Raw genomic sequence first — 17,445 nt, 5'->3', positions numbered from 1 at the left:
TTCTATGTATCAAATCATTCGATCTGCCCTGCGGAAACCCATTTCGGTGGTGGTATTGGTGCTCGGTATCCTGTTTTTTTCGGGGCTGTCGCTGGTAACCATTCCGGTGGATATCTTCCCGAATCTGGATTTACCCACCATTTATGTCGTCCAGCCCTACGGCGGGATGGCCCCCGACCAGATGGACGGCTTTATTGCTACCCGTTACCAGGACCACTTTCTGTACGTTTCCGGTATCCGCGACATCGACGTTAAAACCATTCAGGGATTATCGCTGATCAAACTTTCGTTCTACCCGGGTACCGACATGGCGCAGGCGGCTGCCGAAGTCGCCAACAACGTTTCCAGGGCCAAGGCTTACATGCCGGAAGGAACCGTGCCGCCCCAGGTGGTGCGGTTCGATGCCAGTTCGGTGCCGGTGGGGCAGTTGGTTTTTGAAAGCCAGAGCCGTTCACTGAACGAAATTCAGGATTACGCGTCGTCGCGGGTGCGGCCGATGTTCTCCCGGATTCCGGGCGTATCCAGCCCCCCGCCGTTCGGGGGTAACCAGCGAACGGTCATTATCAAGGTCGATCCGCAACTCGTGCGCAGTTACCAACTCACACCCGAAGAAGTCATCAAGTCGATTGTCACCAACAACCAGCCCTCGCCCGCCGGTAACATCCGGATTGGCGACAAAGCCCTGATGACGCCGGTGAATTCGCTGGTGAAGCGGCCCGAAGACTTCCTGAACATTCCGATCCGCGTGGGGGCCGGCCCGACGGTGTTTGTGCGCGACATTGGCACGGTGGAAGACGGAGCCGACGTAACGGTGAGTTACGCGCTGGTCAATGGACGGCGGGCGGTTTACATTCCGGTGGTCAAAAAGTCGGATGCTTCGACGCTCGATGTGGTCAACAACATCCGCAAAGCCCTGCCCGAACTGCGCGCGGCCGTCCCGGAAGACGTGAAGATTTCCTACGAATTCGACCAGTCGGTTTACGTGACCAACGCCCTCAAAAGCCTGGTCACGGAAGGGATTCTGGGCGCGGCACTGACGGGTTTGATGGTGCTGCTGTTCCTGCGCGACTGGCGGAGCGTGATCATCGTAATCACGACCATCCCGATATCCATTCTGGCGGCTGTACTGATGCTCAATCTGTTCGGGCAAACCATCAACATCATGACGCTTTCCGGACTGGCGCTGGCCATCGGGATTCTGGTCGATCAGGCGACGGTAACCATCGAAAACATTCACCAGCACCTGGAAATGGGCAAGCCCAAAGCCGTGGCCATCTGGGATGCCTGTAAGGAAATCGTTTTCCCGGAATTTCTGATTCTACTGGCGATTCTGGCGGTTTTTGCGCCCGCGTTCGTGATGAGTGGGGTGCCGCGCTCGATGTTTCTGCCGCTGTCGCTGTCGGTGGGGTTTGCCATGATCGTTTCGTTCTTGCTCTCGCAGACCTTCGTGCCGGTATTAGCCAACTGGCTGCTAAAAAGCCACCCGGAACATGAAGCGCCAACGCTGGCGCTGGATGCGGCCGAACGTCATTCCATCCTCGATGAAGCCGCCCACCCGACCAAGAATCCAACCGGTTTTGACAAGTTCAAGCAACGGTACTCGGCTGTCCTTGAAAAAGTCTTGAATCGCCGGGGGCTGGTGGTAGGTGGTTATCTGGTGGGCAGTCTGGCGGTTATTGTCGTCTGTTTCATGGTCATCGGAACGGACATTCTGCCGCACGGCAACAGCCACCAATTCCAGATGCGCCTGCGAATTCCGGACGGAACGCGGGTAGAACGCACCGAGATGGCGACGCTGAAGGTACTGAATATTATCAAGGAAGCCGTTGGGGCGGACAATGTCGAAATTTCGTCAGCTTACGTCGGCACGGTGCCATCCAGCTACGGTACGTCCAACATCTTCGTGTTCAACAGCGGCCCCCACGAAGCGGTTTTGCAGGTTTCGCTCAACGAAGAACATCCGGTAAAGATGGACGATCTGAAAGAAGACCTGCGGGGGCGCATCGCCAAAGCCCTGCCCACGGCGGCTATTTCGTTCGAACCCATCGAGCTGACCGAAAAAATCATGAGCCAGGGTGCGTCCACGCCAATCGAGGTGACGGTTGCCGCCAAGGACCTAGCCGAAGCCGGACGGTTTGCGAACAAGATCCGGACCGAAATGGCGAAAATTGATTTTCTGCGCGATGTGCAGATTGCCCAACCGCTGCAATACCCCGTCCTGAACGTTACCCTGAACCGCGAACGCGCCGGACAACTGGGTGTTACGTCCACGCAGGTGGCCCGGTCGATGGTGGCGGCTACCTCCTCCAGCCGGTTTACTGATAAAAACCTCTGGCTCGACGAATCGAAGGGGCTGGCCTATCAGGTACAGGTGCAGATTCCGGAATACAAAATGAGCAGCGCCAGCGACATCGGCAATATCCCGTTGAAAAGTGGCGAAATGCACCCCTTGCTGTCGGACGTTGCCACCTTCACAGAAGGCACGGCCCCCGGTGAATACGACCGCGCTGGCCCGAACCGGCTGGTGACGATCACGGCCAACTTGCAGGAAAAAGACCTGGGTTCGGCCCAGAAAGCCGTTGAACAAGCCATCAAAAATGCGGGCGAACCACCCCGGGGCGTCCTGGTCGAGATGGGCGGTCAAACCAACCTGCTGACGGAAACCCTTAGCAGTCTGCAAACTGGTCTGCTCGTCGCCATCGTGATTATCTTTTTGCTGCTGGCGGCTAATTATCAATCATTTAAACTGTCGCTGGTGATTCTGGCGGCCATTCCGGCGGTGGTAGCCGGAGCCCTACTGATGCTGCTGGCCTGCGGAGCAACGCTCAACCTGCAATCGTACATGGGCCTGATTATGTCCGTGGGCGTGTCGGTGGCCAACGCCATTCTGATGGTGACGAACGCCGAAAACTTGCGGCTGGAGATTGGCGATACGCGCAAAGCCGTGGTCTTGGCGGCCAACAGCCGGATTCGTCCGATTCTGATGACCAGCATCGCCATGATTGCCGGGATGGTGCCGATGGCATCGGGCATGGGCGAAGGTGGTGACCAGATTGCCCCGCTCGGTCAGGCCGTGATCGGCGGTTTGATTGCCTCCACGCTGGCGGCCCTGCTGATTCTGCCCTGTGTATTTACGCAGTTCCAGACCAAAGCCGCCCTCCAATCGGTATCCCTCGATCCGGAAGATCCGGAAAGCAAATTTTATCACCAACCCTTGAGTACTGTCGCATGAAACCGCTTTTAAACCTTGTTTGGCCCGTTGTTGCCGCAGCCGGTATGGCGGCCTGCACCACAGCCTCCAGTGAAGAAAAGAAAACCGTCAAGTCACCCGAAGTGCAACAGGTGGCTACGGCGGAAGTGCAAACCCTACGCCCCAGCAAACAGATTGTTCTGCCGGGCGAACTGAAGCCCTGGAACCGGGTGAGCCTGTACGCCAAAGTGAAAGGGTTTATCCGCGATGTGCGCGTCGACCGGGGTTCGGTTGTTCGCAAAGGGCAGGTACTGGCGGTGCTCGACGCGCCGGAAGTACTGTCGGAACTGGCGCAGGCCCAGGCCCAGTTGCAGGCTCAGGAAGCCGCCATCAACGAGCAGAAGGCCCGGTTCCGCGCCAGTCGGCTCACGTATAACCGCCTGCTGCAAACCAGCAAAGTGGAAGGGGCCGTTTCGCTGCACGAACTTGATCAGGCCGAAGCCCGGATGCTGGCCGACAGCGCGACGGTAGCCGTTGCCACGGGCACGATTCAGGCCAGCCGGTCCAATTACCAGACCAAAAAGGAACTGCGGCAGTACCTGACCATCACGGCTCCCTTCGACGGCGTCATCACCGAACGGAACGTCAGCGCCGGGGCGCTGGTGGGCGCGGGGGACAGCAACGCCAAACCGCTGTTTGTACTGGAAGATAGCCGGACGCTGCGCTTGACGGTAGCCGTTCCAGAAACGTTTGCAAACCAATTGCCCAACAAAAGCACGGTTTCGTTTAGCGTCAGCGCCATGCCGGAGCAGCAGTTCAACGCAAAACTGGCCCGGAGCGCCCAGAGTCTGGTGGAAGCCAACCGGGCGATGATGGCCGAGTTCGATGTGGACAACAAGACCAATCTGCTCAAGCCCGGCATGTACGCCGAGGTTCGGCTGCCGGTTGAACGGACGGCTTCCACGCTGTTTGTTCCGAAAACCGCCGTGGTCAGCTCCAGCGAGAAAACGTTTGTCATTCGGGTCAACAACAACAAAGCCGAGTGGGTGACCGTCGAAAAAGGCAACACGCTCGACAGTCTGGTGGAAGTATTTGGCGGACTGCGCGCCGGTGAACCCATTGTCCGGATTGCATCGGAAGAAATCCGCGATGGTCAGGTTGTAAACACCAGTCGGAAATGAAAAGGTACTTATTTTTCTTGTGGGCGGTTGTGTTCCTGGCTCAGGGCTGCCGCCCCCACCGGGATCATTACCAACTGGTGTACCGTACCGACGCGGGGGGCTACCAGCTTCAGACGCCGGATGTGCGGGCGGTGAAAGTCCACTGGCATCCGTATCAGGTTCAGGTCACGACGGACGCGGGCCAGAAAAAGGTCGCACCCACCGAGCAGCTTTGGGGGTATCAGCAGACCAATGGAAGGCTATTCCGGTTGTATCTGGGCAAAACCTACGAAGTGGTCGAGGAAAAAACGCTGACGCTCTACCGCCAGTCGGAGTTTGGGGAGGGCGCCACGGAACACTACTTTTTCAGTGTGACGCCCGACGAACCGGTGCTGTCCTTAAACCGGCATAACCTGGAAGCGGCTTTTGTTAAATATCCGTGTATGCAGGACGTGATTCAGCAAACGTCCGCCCGTACCTGGCTCAAAACCCGTCAGCATCACAACCGACTGATCGAAGCCTACGAGCATTGCCGCCAGCAAACGGCACTCCAGCAACGGTCGACAGGCCACTAATTTTCTTCGTAAAACTCCAGAGGCAACCCATCCGGATCGCTGAAGAACGTAAACCGTCGCCCGGTATGTTCATCGACCCGGATGGGTTCCACCGCCACGCCAGCCGCTTCCAGTGCGGCTTTTGCTTTTTCTACATCTGCAACCGCAAACGCCAGATGCCGCAACCCCAAGGCTTCGGGCCGCGAAGGGCGCGCGGGCGGGCTGGGAAACGAAAATAGCTCGATGACATACCGTCCGTTCAGCGCCAGGTCCAGCTTGTACGAATCGCGCGCGGCACGGTATATCTCCTGCATGATTTCCAAGCCAAGTATTTCCGTGTAAAAATGCTTCGACCGTTCATAATCGGAGCAGATAATGGCAATGTGGTGAACGTGCTTGAGTTGCAGCATATAAACAGGGGTGTTTCAGTAAGAAAATAGTAACATTTTTTATAACTATAAAGCAGATTTGTGGCACGTGTTGCTTTATACGTATAATCAGGGTTTTCTGAACCCAAATGTACTATGATGAAGCGAAGAATTGCCCTTAAAAATCTGGCAACGGCCACTAGCGGTTTGCTGGTGCTTCCGGCCTGGGCCAGCCGTTGGAATCCGGCTGCGGTAAAAACCGTACCCATTTTTTTAACTCCCCAATTGGATCGTGTGCTGACGGATGTTGTGGACACGATCATTCCCCAAACCGATACCCCGACCATGCGGTTAACGAATTGAAAAAGAAAAATTTATAACAACGTTTGATCCCGAATTGAAAAACCAATAACCTACGGTCTAAGTTATGTCATTCATAATGCGAATTAGCTCACTTTTTATTCTCAGTATCACATTCTTCCTGCATTCCAGCATGACCGTCCGGGTGGCTGACTCGGTTCGGGTTTTGGTGTTTTCGAAGACCAAAGGCTGGAAACATACCTCGATTCCGTTCGGCATTACGGCCATTCAGAAGCTGGGGAAGGAGAACAATTTTTTGGTGGATACGACCAAAGATGCCGCCTGGTTTACGGATGAAAACCTGAAAAAATACGCAACGGTTATTTTCAACAACACAACCGGTAACATTTTGAACGGCGAGCAGCAGGCCGCTTTCGAACGATACATTCAGGCCGGTGGCGGTTATGTCGGCATTCATGCAGCCGCTGATACTGAATATGACTGGCCTTGGTATGGCAAACTGATGGGGGCGCATTTTGCCAGCCACCCGCACAATCCGAACGTCCGGAAGGCCACCGTTGAGGTCACCAATAAACGCCACGCATCCACTGCATTACTGCCGGATCGTTGGGAGCGAACCGACGAATGGTACAACTACCGCTCGTTTTACACGGGCATCAAAACGCTGACTTATCTCGACGAAAACAGTTATGAAGGCGGAACCAACGGTGCCAATCATCCAATCAGCTGGTACCACGAGTTTGACGGCGGGCGGGCTTTTTATACCGGCCACGGCCATACCGACGAGAGCTTTAGCGAACCCTTGTTTCTCCAACATTTGTTAGGCGGCATCAAATACGCCATCGGGGAAGGAAAGGCGCTGGATTATAAGAAGGCCTACGCCAAAATAACCCCGGAGCCCAACCGTTTCGTGAAAACCATCCTGGTTAATGACCTGGCTTCGCCCATGGAATTGGCACTGACGTCCGACGGCCGTATCTTTTTTACCGAATTGCAGGGCAACCTCTCGGTGTACGATACCAAAACCCGGAAACACGCGCTGGTCCACAAGTTTCCGATCACCTACGCCGGAGGCACGGGCCTGATTGGGGTGACCGTCGATCCGAACTTCGCCAAAAATGGACACATTTTTGTGTATTACGCCCCCGGCGGTCAGACGGAGGAGCCAATCAATTTCCAGCTTTCGCGATTTACCGTTCGGGCCAACAACACCCTCGATCTGGCGTCGGAAAAGATTTTGCTGAAAGTGCCCGTGGAAAAAGTCAGTGGTTCGCACCACGGCGGTTCGCTGGCCTGGGACAAGGACGGGAATTTGTACTTATCAACCGGTGATAGCTCCAGCCCGTTTCCATCCGACGGTTATTCGCCGATGGATGAACGCCCGGGGAAAGAGTTTTACAGCCTGGACGCCCAACGCTCGTCGGCCAACACGAACGATTTCAAAGGCAAGGTGCTTCGCATCCATCCCGAAGCTGATGGCTCTTACACGATTCCGGCCGGAAACTTGTTCCCCAAAGGCACGGCTAAAACCCGCCCCGAAATCTACACGATGGGGTGCCGAAATCCGTACCGCATTGCGGTTAATCCCAAAACTTCGGTTTTGTACTGGGGCGAAATTGGCCCCGACGCGGGCAAGGAAGGCGAGCAGGGCCCACGCGGTTATGATGAATTCAACCAGGCTAAAAAAGCCGGAAATTTTGGCTGGCCGTACTTTGTGGGCAACAATTACGCCTACGTAAAATGGGACTTTGCAACCAAAACCGCTGGTTCCAAATTCGATCCGGCGGCACCCGTCAACAACTCGCCGAATAATACAGGGCTGAACCAGTTGCCACCCGCCATGCCAGCCATGATCTGGTATCCGTACACGCCTTCGGAGGAATTTCCGGAGCTGGGCTTTGGGGGGCGCAGTGCTATGGCGGGTTCGTTTTATACGTACAATAAAGCCGGATCGTCGGTGAATAAATTCCCGGATTATTACGACGGAAAGCTATTTGTGTTCGACTGGATGCGCAACTGGGTGCTGGCGCTGACGTTCGATGAGCAGGAAAATTACGTGCGTAGCGAACCCTTCATGCCCGCCAATGGTGATTTTCGACGCCCGATTGACCTGGATTTTGGACCGGATGGCGTCATGTACATGCTGGAATACGGGTCGGTGTATGGAGCCGACAACGAAGATGCGCGGCTGGTGAAAATTGAATACAACACTGGCAACCGGGCTCCCATTGCGCAGGCCAGTGTTCAGGATACGGCGGTCGAGAACCTTCTGGATCGAACGGTTTTTTTAACGTCCGAACGCCGGAATTTTCCGATTTTACGCGAAGCCGCCGGTCCGGCACCGTTGCGGGTAATGTTCAGCAGCCGCGGAAGCCGTGATCTGGATGACGATAATGAGGTGACGTACCAATGGCTGTTCAATGGCAAAAACGTGGGGGCTACGACACCGAACGCAAGCTATACGTTTACGAAGCCCGGTGTTTACAAAGCCATTCTGAACGTAACTGACCGCGCAGGCCTGGTGGGTCGCGATACTGTTATCGTGAAAGTCGGTAATGCCAAACCGTCGGTTGCTATTGCCAGTGCCCAGAACAAGTCGTTTTTCTGGGAAGGAAAACCGTTTGCCTATGCCGTGAAGGTGCAGGATAAGGAAGATGGCAAAATAGACCCGAAACGCATCAAGGTAGCGTATATCTACAATCCGCAGCCGAGCACGCTCGATCCGAACGCCCCCAAATCACCCACATCGGTGATGGTGAGTAATCCACCGGGCAAGGTGCTGATGGACGCCAGTGATTGCAAAGCCTGCCATACGATCGATAAAGTATCGGTAGGGCCCTCGTTGCTGGCAGTGGCCCAGCGGTATAAAAACGAAACGGGCGCGCTGGAACAGCTGGCAACCAAAATCATCAACGGCGGTGGGGGCAACTGGGGAAAAATACACGTGATGAGCGCCCATCCGCAGATCGCTGTAGCTGATGCGCAGGAAATGGTTCGTTATATCTTCTCGCTGACCGATAAGCCCCGCGAACCCAAAACCGTTCCGCTGCAAGGCTCCCTGACTTTGAACGATCATCAGAAAGACGAAGCCAACGGGCAATATACCCTGCTGGCGTCGTATACCGATAAAGGCGGGCAGGTGGTTGGCCCGTTGACCGGAACGGAAACCGTTACGTTGCGGAATGCCAAAGTAATGTCGATTTATGCCGATGCACACCCCGGTTTTTCCCGGTTTGGCAAGAACCTTTCACAAGGTGGACACAAAGCGTATATTCTGCTCAAAAACATCGACTTGACGAATATCAGGCAGTTCGTCTACGAATATGCGTCTTCGGACAACGCGGGTGAAATTGAAGTCCGGATTGATTCGCAGGCCGGGCCGGTGATTAGCCGAACCAGCTACACCCCCAGCGGAGACTGGAGCAAGTTGAAAGTGCTCACCGGTAAGGTGGACAAACCCGTCAGTGGGCGGCATGATGTCTACTTTTTTGCCATCAAACGCACCAAACCCAACGATTCGGTTCTGAAGCTGACCAGCGTTGAATTTCGGGAGTAATAGCGTTGCACTCCCGTGTCGGCGCGCAATACCTCACTCATCACGAAAGGCAGAAAACCGTTTTCTGCCTTTCGTATTTTACAGGTCCTTGAGCTTTTTCATGGGAGTAAGGGCTAAAAATGAAAAAAGGACTCCAAATGACCTCATTGATTCGATGTACAGAGCGATAAATTTAAGAATTAAATTATTTGTGCATTAAATTGCATTTTTATATTTAGCTATTGTCGAATGCCGGGCGATTCCGGTCGTAAAAGTTGCAGGGCCTGAAGGTATAGCAGAAGGTGAAAAGCTAACTTCCGGCTTGAAAATAAACGGATGCCTGATTATTTGGGAGCCTTTTGGCTGATGTACGGTTAATAAACAAGGGGACGGTGTGCGTAATATTATTTTGGTGATATGGCATTTTAGCAGTTTTTCGTTGCATATATCGCCAATCGTCGGTTTTTTATTTATGTTTTAATTGTTAATGCTGTTATTTTACTTTTCAATCGTTATTAAGTAAGTTGGAACAACGGAAACGTATAGTCGAAGAGAACAGCTATTTACTGGAACTCTGGCATCGATCAAAAGCCGGAGACAAGCTGGCTTTTTGCCAATTAGCCGAATCGCAATACCGTTCTCTTTTTAATTACGCAACCAACTTTACGACTGATCGCGAATTCATTAAAGACTCCATTCAGGAAATTTTTATCAACATCTGGGAGAAACGCCAGACCATCTCCATTCAGTACGTTTCCATTTATCTCTTCAAATCGCTCCGCAACCAGGTGCTTCAGGAATTTCGCCGGAGCAAGCACGCGGTTTCGGTGCCTTATTTTCAGGAAATCAGCCAGCTTTCCGATTGGGAAACCGTGGAGACAACCATCGAACGGAATGAAGCGGATTCGGAGAGCCAGCGTAAGGTGCGGGAAGCCATTGAGTCGCTTCCGAAGCGGCAGCAGGAGGTGGTTTTCTTGAAATTTTACAAGGGCCTGGAAAATGAGCAAATTGCCGAACTTATGGAAATCAACCGACAATCCGTGGCCAATTTGCTGTACAAAGCCTTATCTTCCCTTAAAAGTCAGATTGCCTTTTTTAAATATTGGTTGATTGTGTTATGTTTCCTTCAGTAAGAGACCGAAACAAAATAGCCATCGAAGAGGTTCGATGGCTATCGGGTCTTGTTAGACAAACCTAAAAACGCACTATACGGTAGAAAGATGATGGGTACGGATCATCCAGCACTCCAGTTCAGAGTTGGTGTTCAACCGTTGGATACAAACTAACCGGAACTTTCTTAGAAGCGTGTTAAGAAGATATTAGAATTTGCTTAACGATGTCTTTATTCTAGCGTCATTTAACATCCTGTTCCATGCATATTGAAAGCATCTTCAAAAACAACGAAAAGTGGATTGCCGAAAGACTGGCGAATAATGAAAATTACTTTCGTGACCTGTCGAAAGGGCAACAACCCGAAATACTCTACATTGGCTGTTCGGATAGTCGCGTGACGGCTGAAGACCTGATGGGTATTCAGCCCGGTGAGGCATTTGTCCACCGAAACATTGCCAACCTGGTCAACAACGTCGATCTGAACGTAATGTCGGTGTTGAATTACGCCGTTCGGCATCTGAAAGTCAACCATGTAGTGGTCTGCGGACACTACAATTGCGGGGGCGTCAAGGCGGCCATGCAACCCGTCGATATGGGTATTTTGAATCCCTGGTTACGCAATATTCGGGATGTATACCGGTTGCACCGCGATGAGTTGAATGCCATTGAGGATATGGACGCCCGTTACAACCGTCTGGTGGAATTGAATGTGGAAGAGCAGTGTGTAAACTTGCTGAAAACAGCCGCCATTCAGGAAGCCGTTCGCGATCGGGGTCTTACGGTCCACGGCTGGGTATTTGACATCAGTACTGGAAGACTGATTGATCTGAAAATTGATTTTCAGGAGAAATTGAAATACATCAAGGAAATTTATAACCTCAATGAGCCGATTCTGTAACGGTTAATAGCGGGTTATGAAGCAGCAACAGGCCGAAATCACAACGATTCCGGCCTGTTGCTTTATCTAGCGGGAAGCCAATCAGGTTTTGCGTTTTTTCTTCTTAGCCGACGGGAACAGCACGTTATTCAGAATCAGCCGGTAACCGGGTGAGTTGGGATGCAGGTTCAGGTCGGTGGCCATTCGCCAGCCGCCCCCCCGCGTTCCTTCCGGGTCGTGGCCACCGTAAAACGTCCATTGGCCAATGCCGCATTCGCCGTAAATGTAGCGGTCGGAAGAGGGGCTGGTGCCCATCACCAGGACGTTCGGCTTGACGGTATTTTTGCGGAAAGCCGTTGTCTGGCCGTGAAATTCCTTGATATTCGATTCGTGATTCTGGACCAGCATCGCCGGAATCATATCCCATTTGGCCGAGAAGTTGAACAAACTGAAAAAACCCGTCTGCTGATCCCAGCCGCCGAAGCGCCCCGCCGAACTGTTGATATCGGAAAACGCCATGCCCCCGTATCCGTTGTCGAGCTCCAGGGTGAAGTTTTGAAAGGCAACGGTTTTGTTGAAATCGAGTTTGGATTGGGCGTTCGGGTCAACACCGTCGCCGTCGTAGGTGCTGCCAACAATATCAACCCCTTCGGCTGCCAGGGCAATATCGAAGGTCTCCGCCCCCGAACACATGGCGAACAGATAACCTCCCCCAGCGCAGAAATCCCGGATTTTTTTGGCAACGGCCAGCTTCATCTGCGATACTTTCGGAAAATTGAATTTCCGCGCAATGTCTTCCTGAGCTTTGATGTCTTCCGTCGACATCCGGCGGGTATTGCGTCCGTACTGACCCGTAAAATCTTCATGGTGCAGGTGAAGCCAATCGTATTTTACCAGGTCGCCTTTCAGAATTTCTTCGTCATACACCACTTCAAACGGTATTTCGGCGTACTTCAGCACGAGCAAAACCGCGTCGGTGTTTTCAAACTCAGACGGGCTGACCTTGATCGGGGAGTAGACCACAATTTTGGCTGCGGTGACTAGCTTGACCGACGCCATGTTCAAATCCGGATCGGCAATTTGCTGCTGAATGGTGTTGGCGTCGGAATCCGAAATGATCTCAAACGAAATCCCGCGTACCCGGCATTCGGTTTCCACCATCGAACTGTGTTTGATCAGAAAGCTGCCACCCCGGTAATTGAGCAGCCAGTCCAGTTCGAGCCCAGCTTTCAAAACAAAATAGGCAATACCGTACGATTTGAGATGGTTTTTCTGGCGGTCATCCATCGGAATCAGGATGGAGTTAGCCCGGGTGGCCAGCGACAACACCAGCAGCAACAGCGTGAGATATCGTTTCATAACGGAACAGTTTCCAGGTACAATCAAAACGCAAAAAACTCACTGTATTTCAGTTACCTAAGTTACTTTAACTTTGTTCAAAAACGGCCACTGTCCGGCGAATTTATGCAAGAAACCTATTGAACGAAACCGTACCTTAACGGCTCACCAGCTATACGTTCCGACTGCTCCCGCCGGTAAACTTGTTGTCATGAGTTTATCCTGCGACCGGACCGAGAACCATTGCAAACGGTTGCGTTCGTTCAGCACAATCAGCACCCGGCGGTTATCCGATGTTCGGAAAGCGACGTTAGGCAGGTTAGCTACTTCATTCGAAGCAATCCGTACGGAACCGGGCCGCACGGCTTTGGAAGCGCAGGCAATGATGTAATAGGCCGGATTTCGCGTAACGGTATTGCCATCGATGGTAAGTGCGCCCAGGCAGCGGTCGCAGCCCCCGACGGTATGCGGTTTTTGCTGCGGATCGGCGGCCAGGTTCCATTCCAGAACCGTGCGGGCCCAGTTGCGGGTGGCGCCGATAATCAAGTTTTTGACGTGCCAGTTCAGATCGCCCTTCAAATTGCCGGGCGCGCCGATCCACTGCTCCGTGAAGTAAAGATTTTTGTCCGGGTACGCCTGGTGTACCTCCGATAGCGCTTCAATTTCGCCCCCGTACAAATGAAACGCCGAACCATCAACATACTGACGGGCTTCCGGATCATTCAACACCGTGATGGGGTAATCGGGCCGGTCGGCGTTGTGATCGTACAGCACAATTTTGGTGTCGATGCCGGCGGTTTTAAACGCGGGTCCCAGGCTCTTTTTAATGAAGGCCGCCTGTTCTTCGGCCTGCATCAGCAGGCTCGGATTGTTGCCCGGATGTAAGGGCTCGTTCTGGATCGTGATGGCATCAATCCGGATTCCTTCCGCTTTCATCTCCTGAATGTATTTGACGAAATACCGGGCGTAAGCGTCGTAAAATTCCGGTTTCAGGCTGCCGCCTTTCGATTGGCCATTGGTTTTCATCCAGGTCGGGGGCGACCACGGTGAGCCTAAAATCTGGATGGTTGGATTAATGGCCAAAATCTGTTTCAGAACCGGAATCAAGTGATCCCGGTCGGGTTTCAGACTGAATTGCTTCAGTTCCGGATCGGTTTGGCCTTCGGGCAAATCATTGTAGGAAAAAACACGGTCGTCGAGGTCCGAAGCCCCAATACTGACCCGCAGGTAGCTTACACCAATGCTGTTGCCGTCCGTCGCAAACAACTCTTTCAGCAGGGCGGCTCGCTGGTTCGTGTCCATCCGGTTGATGAGCATGGCGCTGCCGCCCGTCAGTGTGTAACCAAAACCGTCGATGGTCTGGAACGACTGGGCTTCGTCAACAGCAATGATGGGGTGGGGGCTGGTCGTTTCGCTGAAGGCGAGGGTGGTATCCTGTTTTTGAAACAAAACCGAACGGTCCGGGTCGATAAGCCAAAATGTTACGTCACCCTGCTGATTCGTAGTTTGCCGTTGGCAGCCGACTTGAGTTATCCCCAAAATAAATACGATACAACTCTTCAGTACGGTTTTTGAACAAAATGTTTTCATGAAGCTTCGCGTGGTTTTGTTGGTTATGGCGTTGGCAGAACAGGAGCGGCTGGTTACCTTTGATCTTCTTCTGACAATTAGTCTACACGTCAATGTCGGCCCGCCTGAGTCTTATTATTGGCATTCTTTGCATCAGCATTTTCCCGATTTTGGTAAAAATTACGCCTATATCTGGTGTTAGTGATGCCTTTTATCGCATGAGCCTGGCAACCGTATTAATCTGGCCGTATGTTTTGATTCGTAAAAAATGGAACCGGAGCGTACTTCGCTACTGGAAACCGATCACACTCTGCGGTCTTTTTTTTGCGTCGGATATTGCGGTCTGGAATCTCTCGATACAGTATTCATCGACAACGCAGGCCAGCCTGCTTACCAATCTGTCGCCCATCTGGGTCGGTTTGGGCGCTTTCCTTTTTTCGTCCGAAAAACCGAATGTCTATTTCTGGCTGGGGGCCATCCTGGCACTAGTGGGCATGGTGCTGCTAATGGGTATCGATACGGTTCTAACCATGCGGTTCGACAAAAGTTTTTTCCTGGCCGTATTATCGGGGTTCTTTTACGCCGGTTACATTGTGGTCAGCAAAACGGTGTTGAGCAAGGTGTCAATTCTGAGCTTTATGACGTGTAGCATGACCGTTTCGAGCCTGTACCTGCTCGTCGTTTGTCTGCTGCTGGGGGAGCCGTTGTGGGGGTTCGATAGGCAGGTTTGGGGCTCGCTGCTTCTTCAGGCGCTGCTTTGTCAGCTATTGGGTTGGTTTGCAGTCAGCCACGCCCTGCGCACCATTGCAGCACAGCGGGTGGCACTGAGTTTATTGAGCCAGGCCATCGTGACCGGTTTTCTGGCCTGGCTACTGATCGACGAACAGATTACATTTCAGATGGTTCTGGGCGGTATCGTCATTCTGGCAGGCATTGCTGTCACGTTCCGACGCACTCGTTCCGTGGAAAACTAACCCGTTACCTGCCTGACCATCGATTCCAGTTGCTGAAGCGAAAGCACTCCCGATTGCCGCCAGACGATTTTGCCTTTATGGAATAAAATCATGGTCGGCACACTCTGAATCTGGTACGTGCTGGAGGCCCAGCGGCTTTTGTCAACGTCAACTTTGATGACGCGCAGTTTGTCGCCTTTGCGTTCGGCGAGTTGCTTCAGCGTCGGAGCCAGCACTTTACAGGGGCCACACCAGTCGGCATAAAAATCAACCAGTACGGGGGTGTCTCCGCGAATAATATCGTGGAAGGATTCGGTCTGGGCATTTGCATTGGTATTGCTCATGGGGTGGTGCCGGGCAAAAGAGACACCGGCACTACCATAACAACCGCATTCGTCCGGAAGTTTGGTCCGTCTGACGGAATCACTTGCTGATACTGGCCTGATTCGCCAGCGTATTGAGATTCGTCAGGGCACAGACGTGAATGATCTTCCATTTTCTGCCAATTTTTTCAACCACGCGTGATGCTTTGGAATCGGTTTTTCCAGAACCACGCATAAAATAATTAGCTTTTTCATGATCGTATCAGGGATGGTATCTGCTGACGATAAGGAATGTGTTTGCAATAATCAAATAATATTTTGTATTATAAGTTGTCGTATGTGTAATACGGGAAGGAATGTTTATTTTCAGTTCGATGAAAAATGAAACCGCAACCCAACGGGCCGCCATGCCCAATGTCGCCAATCCGATTCTGGCGCGCCGAACGGTCGAAACGAGCAACCGTAATCTGTTGAAGTACCTACTGCCGGGGCGTTCGGTGCTGGATGTGGGCTGTGGGGCCGGAGCCATAACCCGCGGTATGGCTGAGCGGGTCGGCTCACAGGGGCGCGTGCTGGGCATTGATCCTGGCGAGAAACTGATTCAGGAGGCCCGACAACAGGCGGTTGACTTACCGCAACTGGCGTTCGAGCAGGCAGATGTTTACACGTTTGACACCACCGAGCAATTCGATGTGGTTACCTGCGCCCGCGTATTGCAGTGGCTGGCCCGGCCGGAAGAAGCGTTGGTTCGGATGATGAAACTGGTAAAACCGGGCGGAGTGCTGGCCGTGCTGGACTACAACCACGAAAAGGTGGAATGGAAGCCCGAGCCACCCGAAAGCATGAAAAAATTCTACGGCGCATTTCTGAAATGGCGGCAGGAAGCTGGTTTCGATAACGCCATCGCCGATCATCTAAAAACACTTTTTGAGAAACATGGTCTGGAAGATGTAACGGTAGAACCGCAGTTTGAACTAAGCCGGAAAGAAGAAGCCGCGTTTTCGGTAACCAGCCGAATCTGGTCGGAAGTAGCGGAAATTCGTGGACCGCAGCTGGTAAAAGACGGTTATGTGTTGGAGGAAGAACGGCTTCGTGCGATTGACGAATACGACGAGTGGATTGCCACAGCCGGCGAATCCATGCAATTATACTTGCTGGCTGTAGAAGGTAAAAAGGCCCAGAACTAAAAAAAAGCATTCCGGTTTTGTTCGCCGGAATGCTCCATAGTGCCTATTTCGCGGATTTTACGGTCACTTCAAAAGATAAAGGAGTATAAGGGGGTACGATATATTCCCTTTTTGCCTGATCGAACGAACCCTGAGTACCATAGCCCAGTGTCGATGGAAACACCAGGATGGCTTTATCGCCGACATTCAATTTTCTAATGCCCATATCAAAACCGTCGATTACTTGTCGGCTTCCGATCCGGAAGGATAACGAGTCTCCTTTATCGAATGGCTGACTACCCCGAAACGTGTTGGCGATGTACGCAACGGTAACGGTTTGTCCGAGTGAAATTGCGGGTCCGGTTCCGGAGGAAAGTTTATAAATCCGGACCACGTTAGCGGTATCATTCGAGATCGCGGATTCAGTCAGCGTGGGTTTGCCCAATTTTTTGATGCTGGCGTAATCATCCATTTGTTGCAGTTCCGTCCGCGAACGTTTCATCTCCACATCGAACACCGCGGGACTGTAAGGTTCCATTTTGCCCTGACGATTATCGCTTCCGAAAGCGATATTAGACGGAATAAAAAACCGTCCTTTCTGGCCTTCTTTCAGCATAGACAAGCCTTCTTCCAGACCGAGGATAACAATGCCGGGCAGGAAAGGAAGGTACGCCGGTTTAGACTTGTTGGTACTATCCAGCAGAATAAGCTGACCCATGCTGTTGATGTACGACAAGGTGTAGGTAAACTCCAGTTCTTCGCCCATTTTGGTTTGTTTCGCCGTCGAATTTGCTGGAGTAATGATGGAATGCAATCCCGTTGGCGAAGCAGTTGCCAGGTCCTGTAGTTGATTAGCGTTGAGGTAATTCCGGATGCGTTGAACGTTTTCCTCTGCTTTGCCGGCGCCTTCATCGTTGAAATTATTCATACATGAGGTTAACCCAACTACCAGCAGCAAGGCACTAAAGAGGCTTAGCT

At 52.5% G+C, this 17,445-nt stretch carries 15 protein-coding genes; 9 read left to right on the top strand and 6 right to left on the bottom strand.

All coding sequences use genetic code 11. From position 1 onward, the window contains the following. Positions 1–4: 4 nt before the first annotated feature. From ACYVH9_RS16725 to ACYVH9_RS16715, 3 genes are read left to right on the top strand one after another with little or no spacing between them, the layout of a single operon-like run. Entirely contained in the window at positions 5–3,232 is a 3,228-nt protein-coding gene (locus ACYVH9_RS16725) for an efflux RND transporter permease subunit (protein WP_460637513.1), read from the top strand. Then, entirely contained in the window at positions 3,229–4,371 is a 1,143-nt protein-coding gene (locus ACYVH9_RS16720; RefSeq protein ID WP_460637512.1) for an efflux RND transporter periplasmic adaptor subunit, read from the top strand. The genes ACYVH9_RS16725 and ACYVH9_RS16720 overlap by 4 nt, the downstream gene beginning before the upstream one ends. Next, positions 4,368–4,925: a hypothetical protein gene (locus ACYVH9_RS16715; protein WP_460637511.1), complete on the top strand. Its 558-nt coding sequence runs from the start codon at positions 4,368–4,370 to the stop codon at positions 4,923–4,925. Before ACYVH9_RS16720 ends, ACYVH9_RS16715 begins: the two co-directional genes overlap by 4 nt. On the opposite strand, the gene gloA2 is transcribed toward ACYVH9_RS16715, so the two are convergent. Next, positions 4,922–5,314, bottom strand: a complete 393-nt coding sequence (gene gloA2 / locus ACYVH9_RS16710) for an SMU1112c/YaeR family gloxylase I-like metalloprotein (RefSeq protein WP_460637510.1) — start codon at positions 5,312–5,314, stop codon at positions 4,922–4,924. The two genes, ACYVH9_RS16715 and gloA2, sit on opposite strands and share 4 nt — an antisense overlap. 114 nt (positions 5,315–5,428) lie before the next feature. Between gloA2 and ACYVH9_RS16705 the strand changes: the two genes are divergently transcribed. From ACYVH9_RS16705 to ACYVH9_RS16690, 4 genes are all read left to right on the top strand, one after another. Then, positions 5,429–5,635 carry a hypothetical protein gene (locus tag ACYVH9_RS16705; RefSeq protein WP_460637509.1) on the top strand — a complete coding sequence of 69 codons (207 nt, stop codon included), beginning with the start codon at positions 5,429–5,431 and terminating at the stop codon, positions 5,633–5,635. Positions 5,636–5,699: 64 nt separating this feature from the next. Next, entirely contained in the window at positions 5,700–9,149 is a 3,450-nt protein-coding gene (locus tag ACYVH9_RS16700; RefSeq protein WP_460637508.1) for a ThuA domain-containing protein, read from the top strand. A 503-nt stretch (positions 9,150–9,652) separates the two neighbouring features. After that, positions 9,653–10,261, top strand: coding sequence for an RNA polymerase sigma factor (locus tag ACYVH9_RS16695; RefSeq protein ID WP_460637507.1), 609 nt, complete (start codon positions 9,653–9,655; stop codon positions 10,259–10,261). 239 nt (positions 10,262–10,500) lie between these two features. Continuing rightward, positions 10,501–11,139 carry a carbonic anhydrase gene (locus ACYVH9_RS16690; protein ID WP_460637506.1) on the top strand — a complete coding sequence of 213 codons (639 nt, stop codon included), beginning with the start codon at positions 10,501–10,503 and terminating at the stop codon, positions 11,137–11,139. A gap of 81 nt (positions 11,140–11,220) precedes the next feature. Here ACYVH9_RS16690 and ACYVH9_RS16685 read toward each other — a convergent pair whose 3' ends face one another. Continuing rightward, on the bottom strand, positions 11,221–12,477 hold the full coding sequence (locus tag ACYVH9_RS16685) for an asparagine synthetase B (RefSeq protein ID WP_460637505.1): 1,257 nt from the start codon (positions 12,475–12,477) through the stop codon (positions 11,221–11,223). A gap of 144 nt (positions 12,478–12,621) precedes the next feature. Further along, positions 12,622–14,046, bottom strand: a complete 1,425-nt coding sequence (locus ACYVH9_RS16680; protein WP_460637504.1) for a glycoside hydrolase family 30 protein — start codon at positions 14,044–14,046, stop codon at positions 12,622–12,624. Between the two features lie 92 nt (positions 14,047–14,138). Between ACYVH9_RS16680 and ACYVH9_RS16675 the strand changes: the two genes are divergently transcribed. Beyond that, positions 14,139–14,999, top strand: a complete 861-nt coding sequence (locus ACYVH9_RS16675) for a DMT family transporter (RefSeq protein WP_460637503.1) — start codon at positions 14,139–14,141, stop codon at positions 14,997–14,999. On the opposite strand, the gene trxA is transcribed toward ACYVH9_RS16675, so the two are convergent. Both trxA and ACYVH9_RS16665 read right to left on the bottom strand, forming a co-directional pair. Then, complete coding sequence (trxA, locus tag ACYVH9_RS16670) at positions 14,996–15,322, bottom strand: thioredoxin (protein ID WP_460637502.1); 327 nt, start codon at positions 15,320–15,322, stop codon at positions 14,996–14,998. The two genes, ACYVH9_RS16675 and trxA, sit on opposite strands and share 4 nt — an antisense overlap. A 79-nt stretch (positions 15,323–15,401) precedes the next feature. Beyond that, entirely contained in the window at positions 15,402–15,536 is a 135-nt protein-coding gene (locus ACYVH9_RS16665) for a hypothetical protein (protein WP_460637501.1), read from the bottom strand. 139 nt (positions 15,537–15,675) lie between these two features. On the opposite strand from ACYVH9_RS16665, the gene ACYVH9_RS16660 reads away from it, so the two are divergent. Then, a complete protein-coding gene (locus ACYVH9_RS16660; RefSeq protein WP_460637500.1) occupies positions 15,676–16,488 on the top strand; it encodes a class I SAM-dependent methyltransferase in 813 nt (270 codons plus the stop codon). 43 nt (positions 16,489–16,531) lie between these two features. Here ACYVH9_RS16660 and ACYVH9_RS16655 read toward each other — a convergent pair whose 3' ends face one another. Beyond that, positions 16,532–17,395 carry an FKBP-type peptidyl-prolyl cis-trans isomerase gene (locus tag ACYVH9_RS16655; protein WP_460637499.1) on the bottom strand — a complete coding sequence of 288 codons (864 nt, stop codon included), beginning with the start codon at positions 17,393–17,395 and terminating at the stop codon, positions 16,532–16,534. Positions 17,396–17,445 lie beyond the last annotated feature (50 nt).

Source organism: Larkinella harenae, from assembly GCF_054780515.1.
The sequence above is the reverse complement of the archived record's forward strand: the minus strand, read 5'-3'. Positions and strand labels throughout refer to the sequence as shown.

Excerpts from the sequence above, each read along its gene's own strand:
- ACYVH9_RS16700 (WP_460637508.1), top strand. The coding sequence starts at position 5,700 with ATGTCATTCATAATGCGAATTAGCTCACTTTTTATTCTCAGTATCACA.
- ACYVH9_RS16715 (WP_460637511.1), top strand. The coding sequence starts at position 4,368 with ATGAAAAGGTACTTATTTTTCTTGTGGGCGGTTGTGTTCCTGGCTCAG.
- ACYVH9_RS16705 (WP_460637509.1), top strand. The coding sequence starts at position 5,429 with ATGATGAAGCGAAGAATTGCCCTTAAAAATCTGGCAACGGCCACTAGC.
- gloA2 (WP_460637510.1), bottom strand. The coding sequence starts at position 5,314 with ATGCTGCAACTCAAGCACGTTCACCACATTGCCATTATCTGCTCCGAT.
- ACYVH9_RS16725 (WP_460637513.1), top strand. The coding sequence starts at position 5 with ATGTATCAAATCATTCGATCTGCCCTGCGGAAACCCATTTCGGTGGTG.
- ACYVH9_RS16680 (WP_460637504.1), bottom strand. The coding sequence starts at position 14,046 with ATGAAAACATTTTGTTCAAAAACCGTACTGAAGAGTTGTATCGTATTT.
- ACYVH9_RS16675 (WP_460637503.1), top strand. The coding sequence starts at position 14,139 with ATGTCGGCCCGCCTGAGTCTTATTATTGGCATTCTTTGCATCAGCATT.
- ACYVH9_RS16660 (WP_460637500.1), top strand. The coding sequence starts at position 15,676 with ATGAAAAATGAAACCGCAACCCAACGGGCCGCCATGCCCAATGTCGCC.
- ACYVH9_RS16720 (WP_460637512.1), top strand. The coding sequence starts at position 3,229 with ATGAAACCGCTTTTAAACCTTGTTTGGCCCGTTGTTGCCGCAGCCGGT.
- trxA (WP_460637502.1), bottom strand. The coding sequence starts at position 15,322 with ATGAGCAATACCAATGCAAATGCCCAGACCGAATCCTTCCACGATATT.
- ACYVH9_RS16665 (WP_460637501.1), bottom strand. The coding sequence starts at position 15,536 with ATGCGTGGTTCTGGAAAAACCGATTCCAAAGCATCACGCGTGGTTGAA.
- ACYVH9_RS16690 (WP_460637506.1), top strand. The coding sequence starts at position 10,501 with ATGCATATTGAAAGCATCTTCAAAAACAACGAAAAGTGGATTGCCGAA.
- ACYVH9_RS16655 (WP_460637499.1), bottom strand. The coding sequence starts at position 17,395 with ATGAATAATTTCAACGATGAAGGCGCCGGCAAAGCAGAGGAAAACGTT.
- ACYVH9_RS16685 (WP_460637505.1), bottom strand. The coding sequence starts at position 12,477 with ATGAAACGATATCTCACGCTGTTGCTGCTGGTGTTGTCGCTGGCCACC.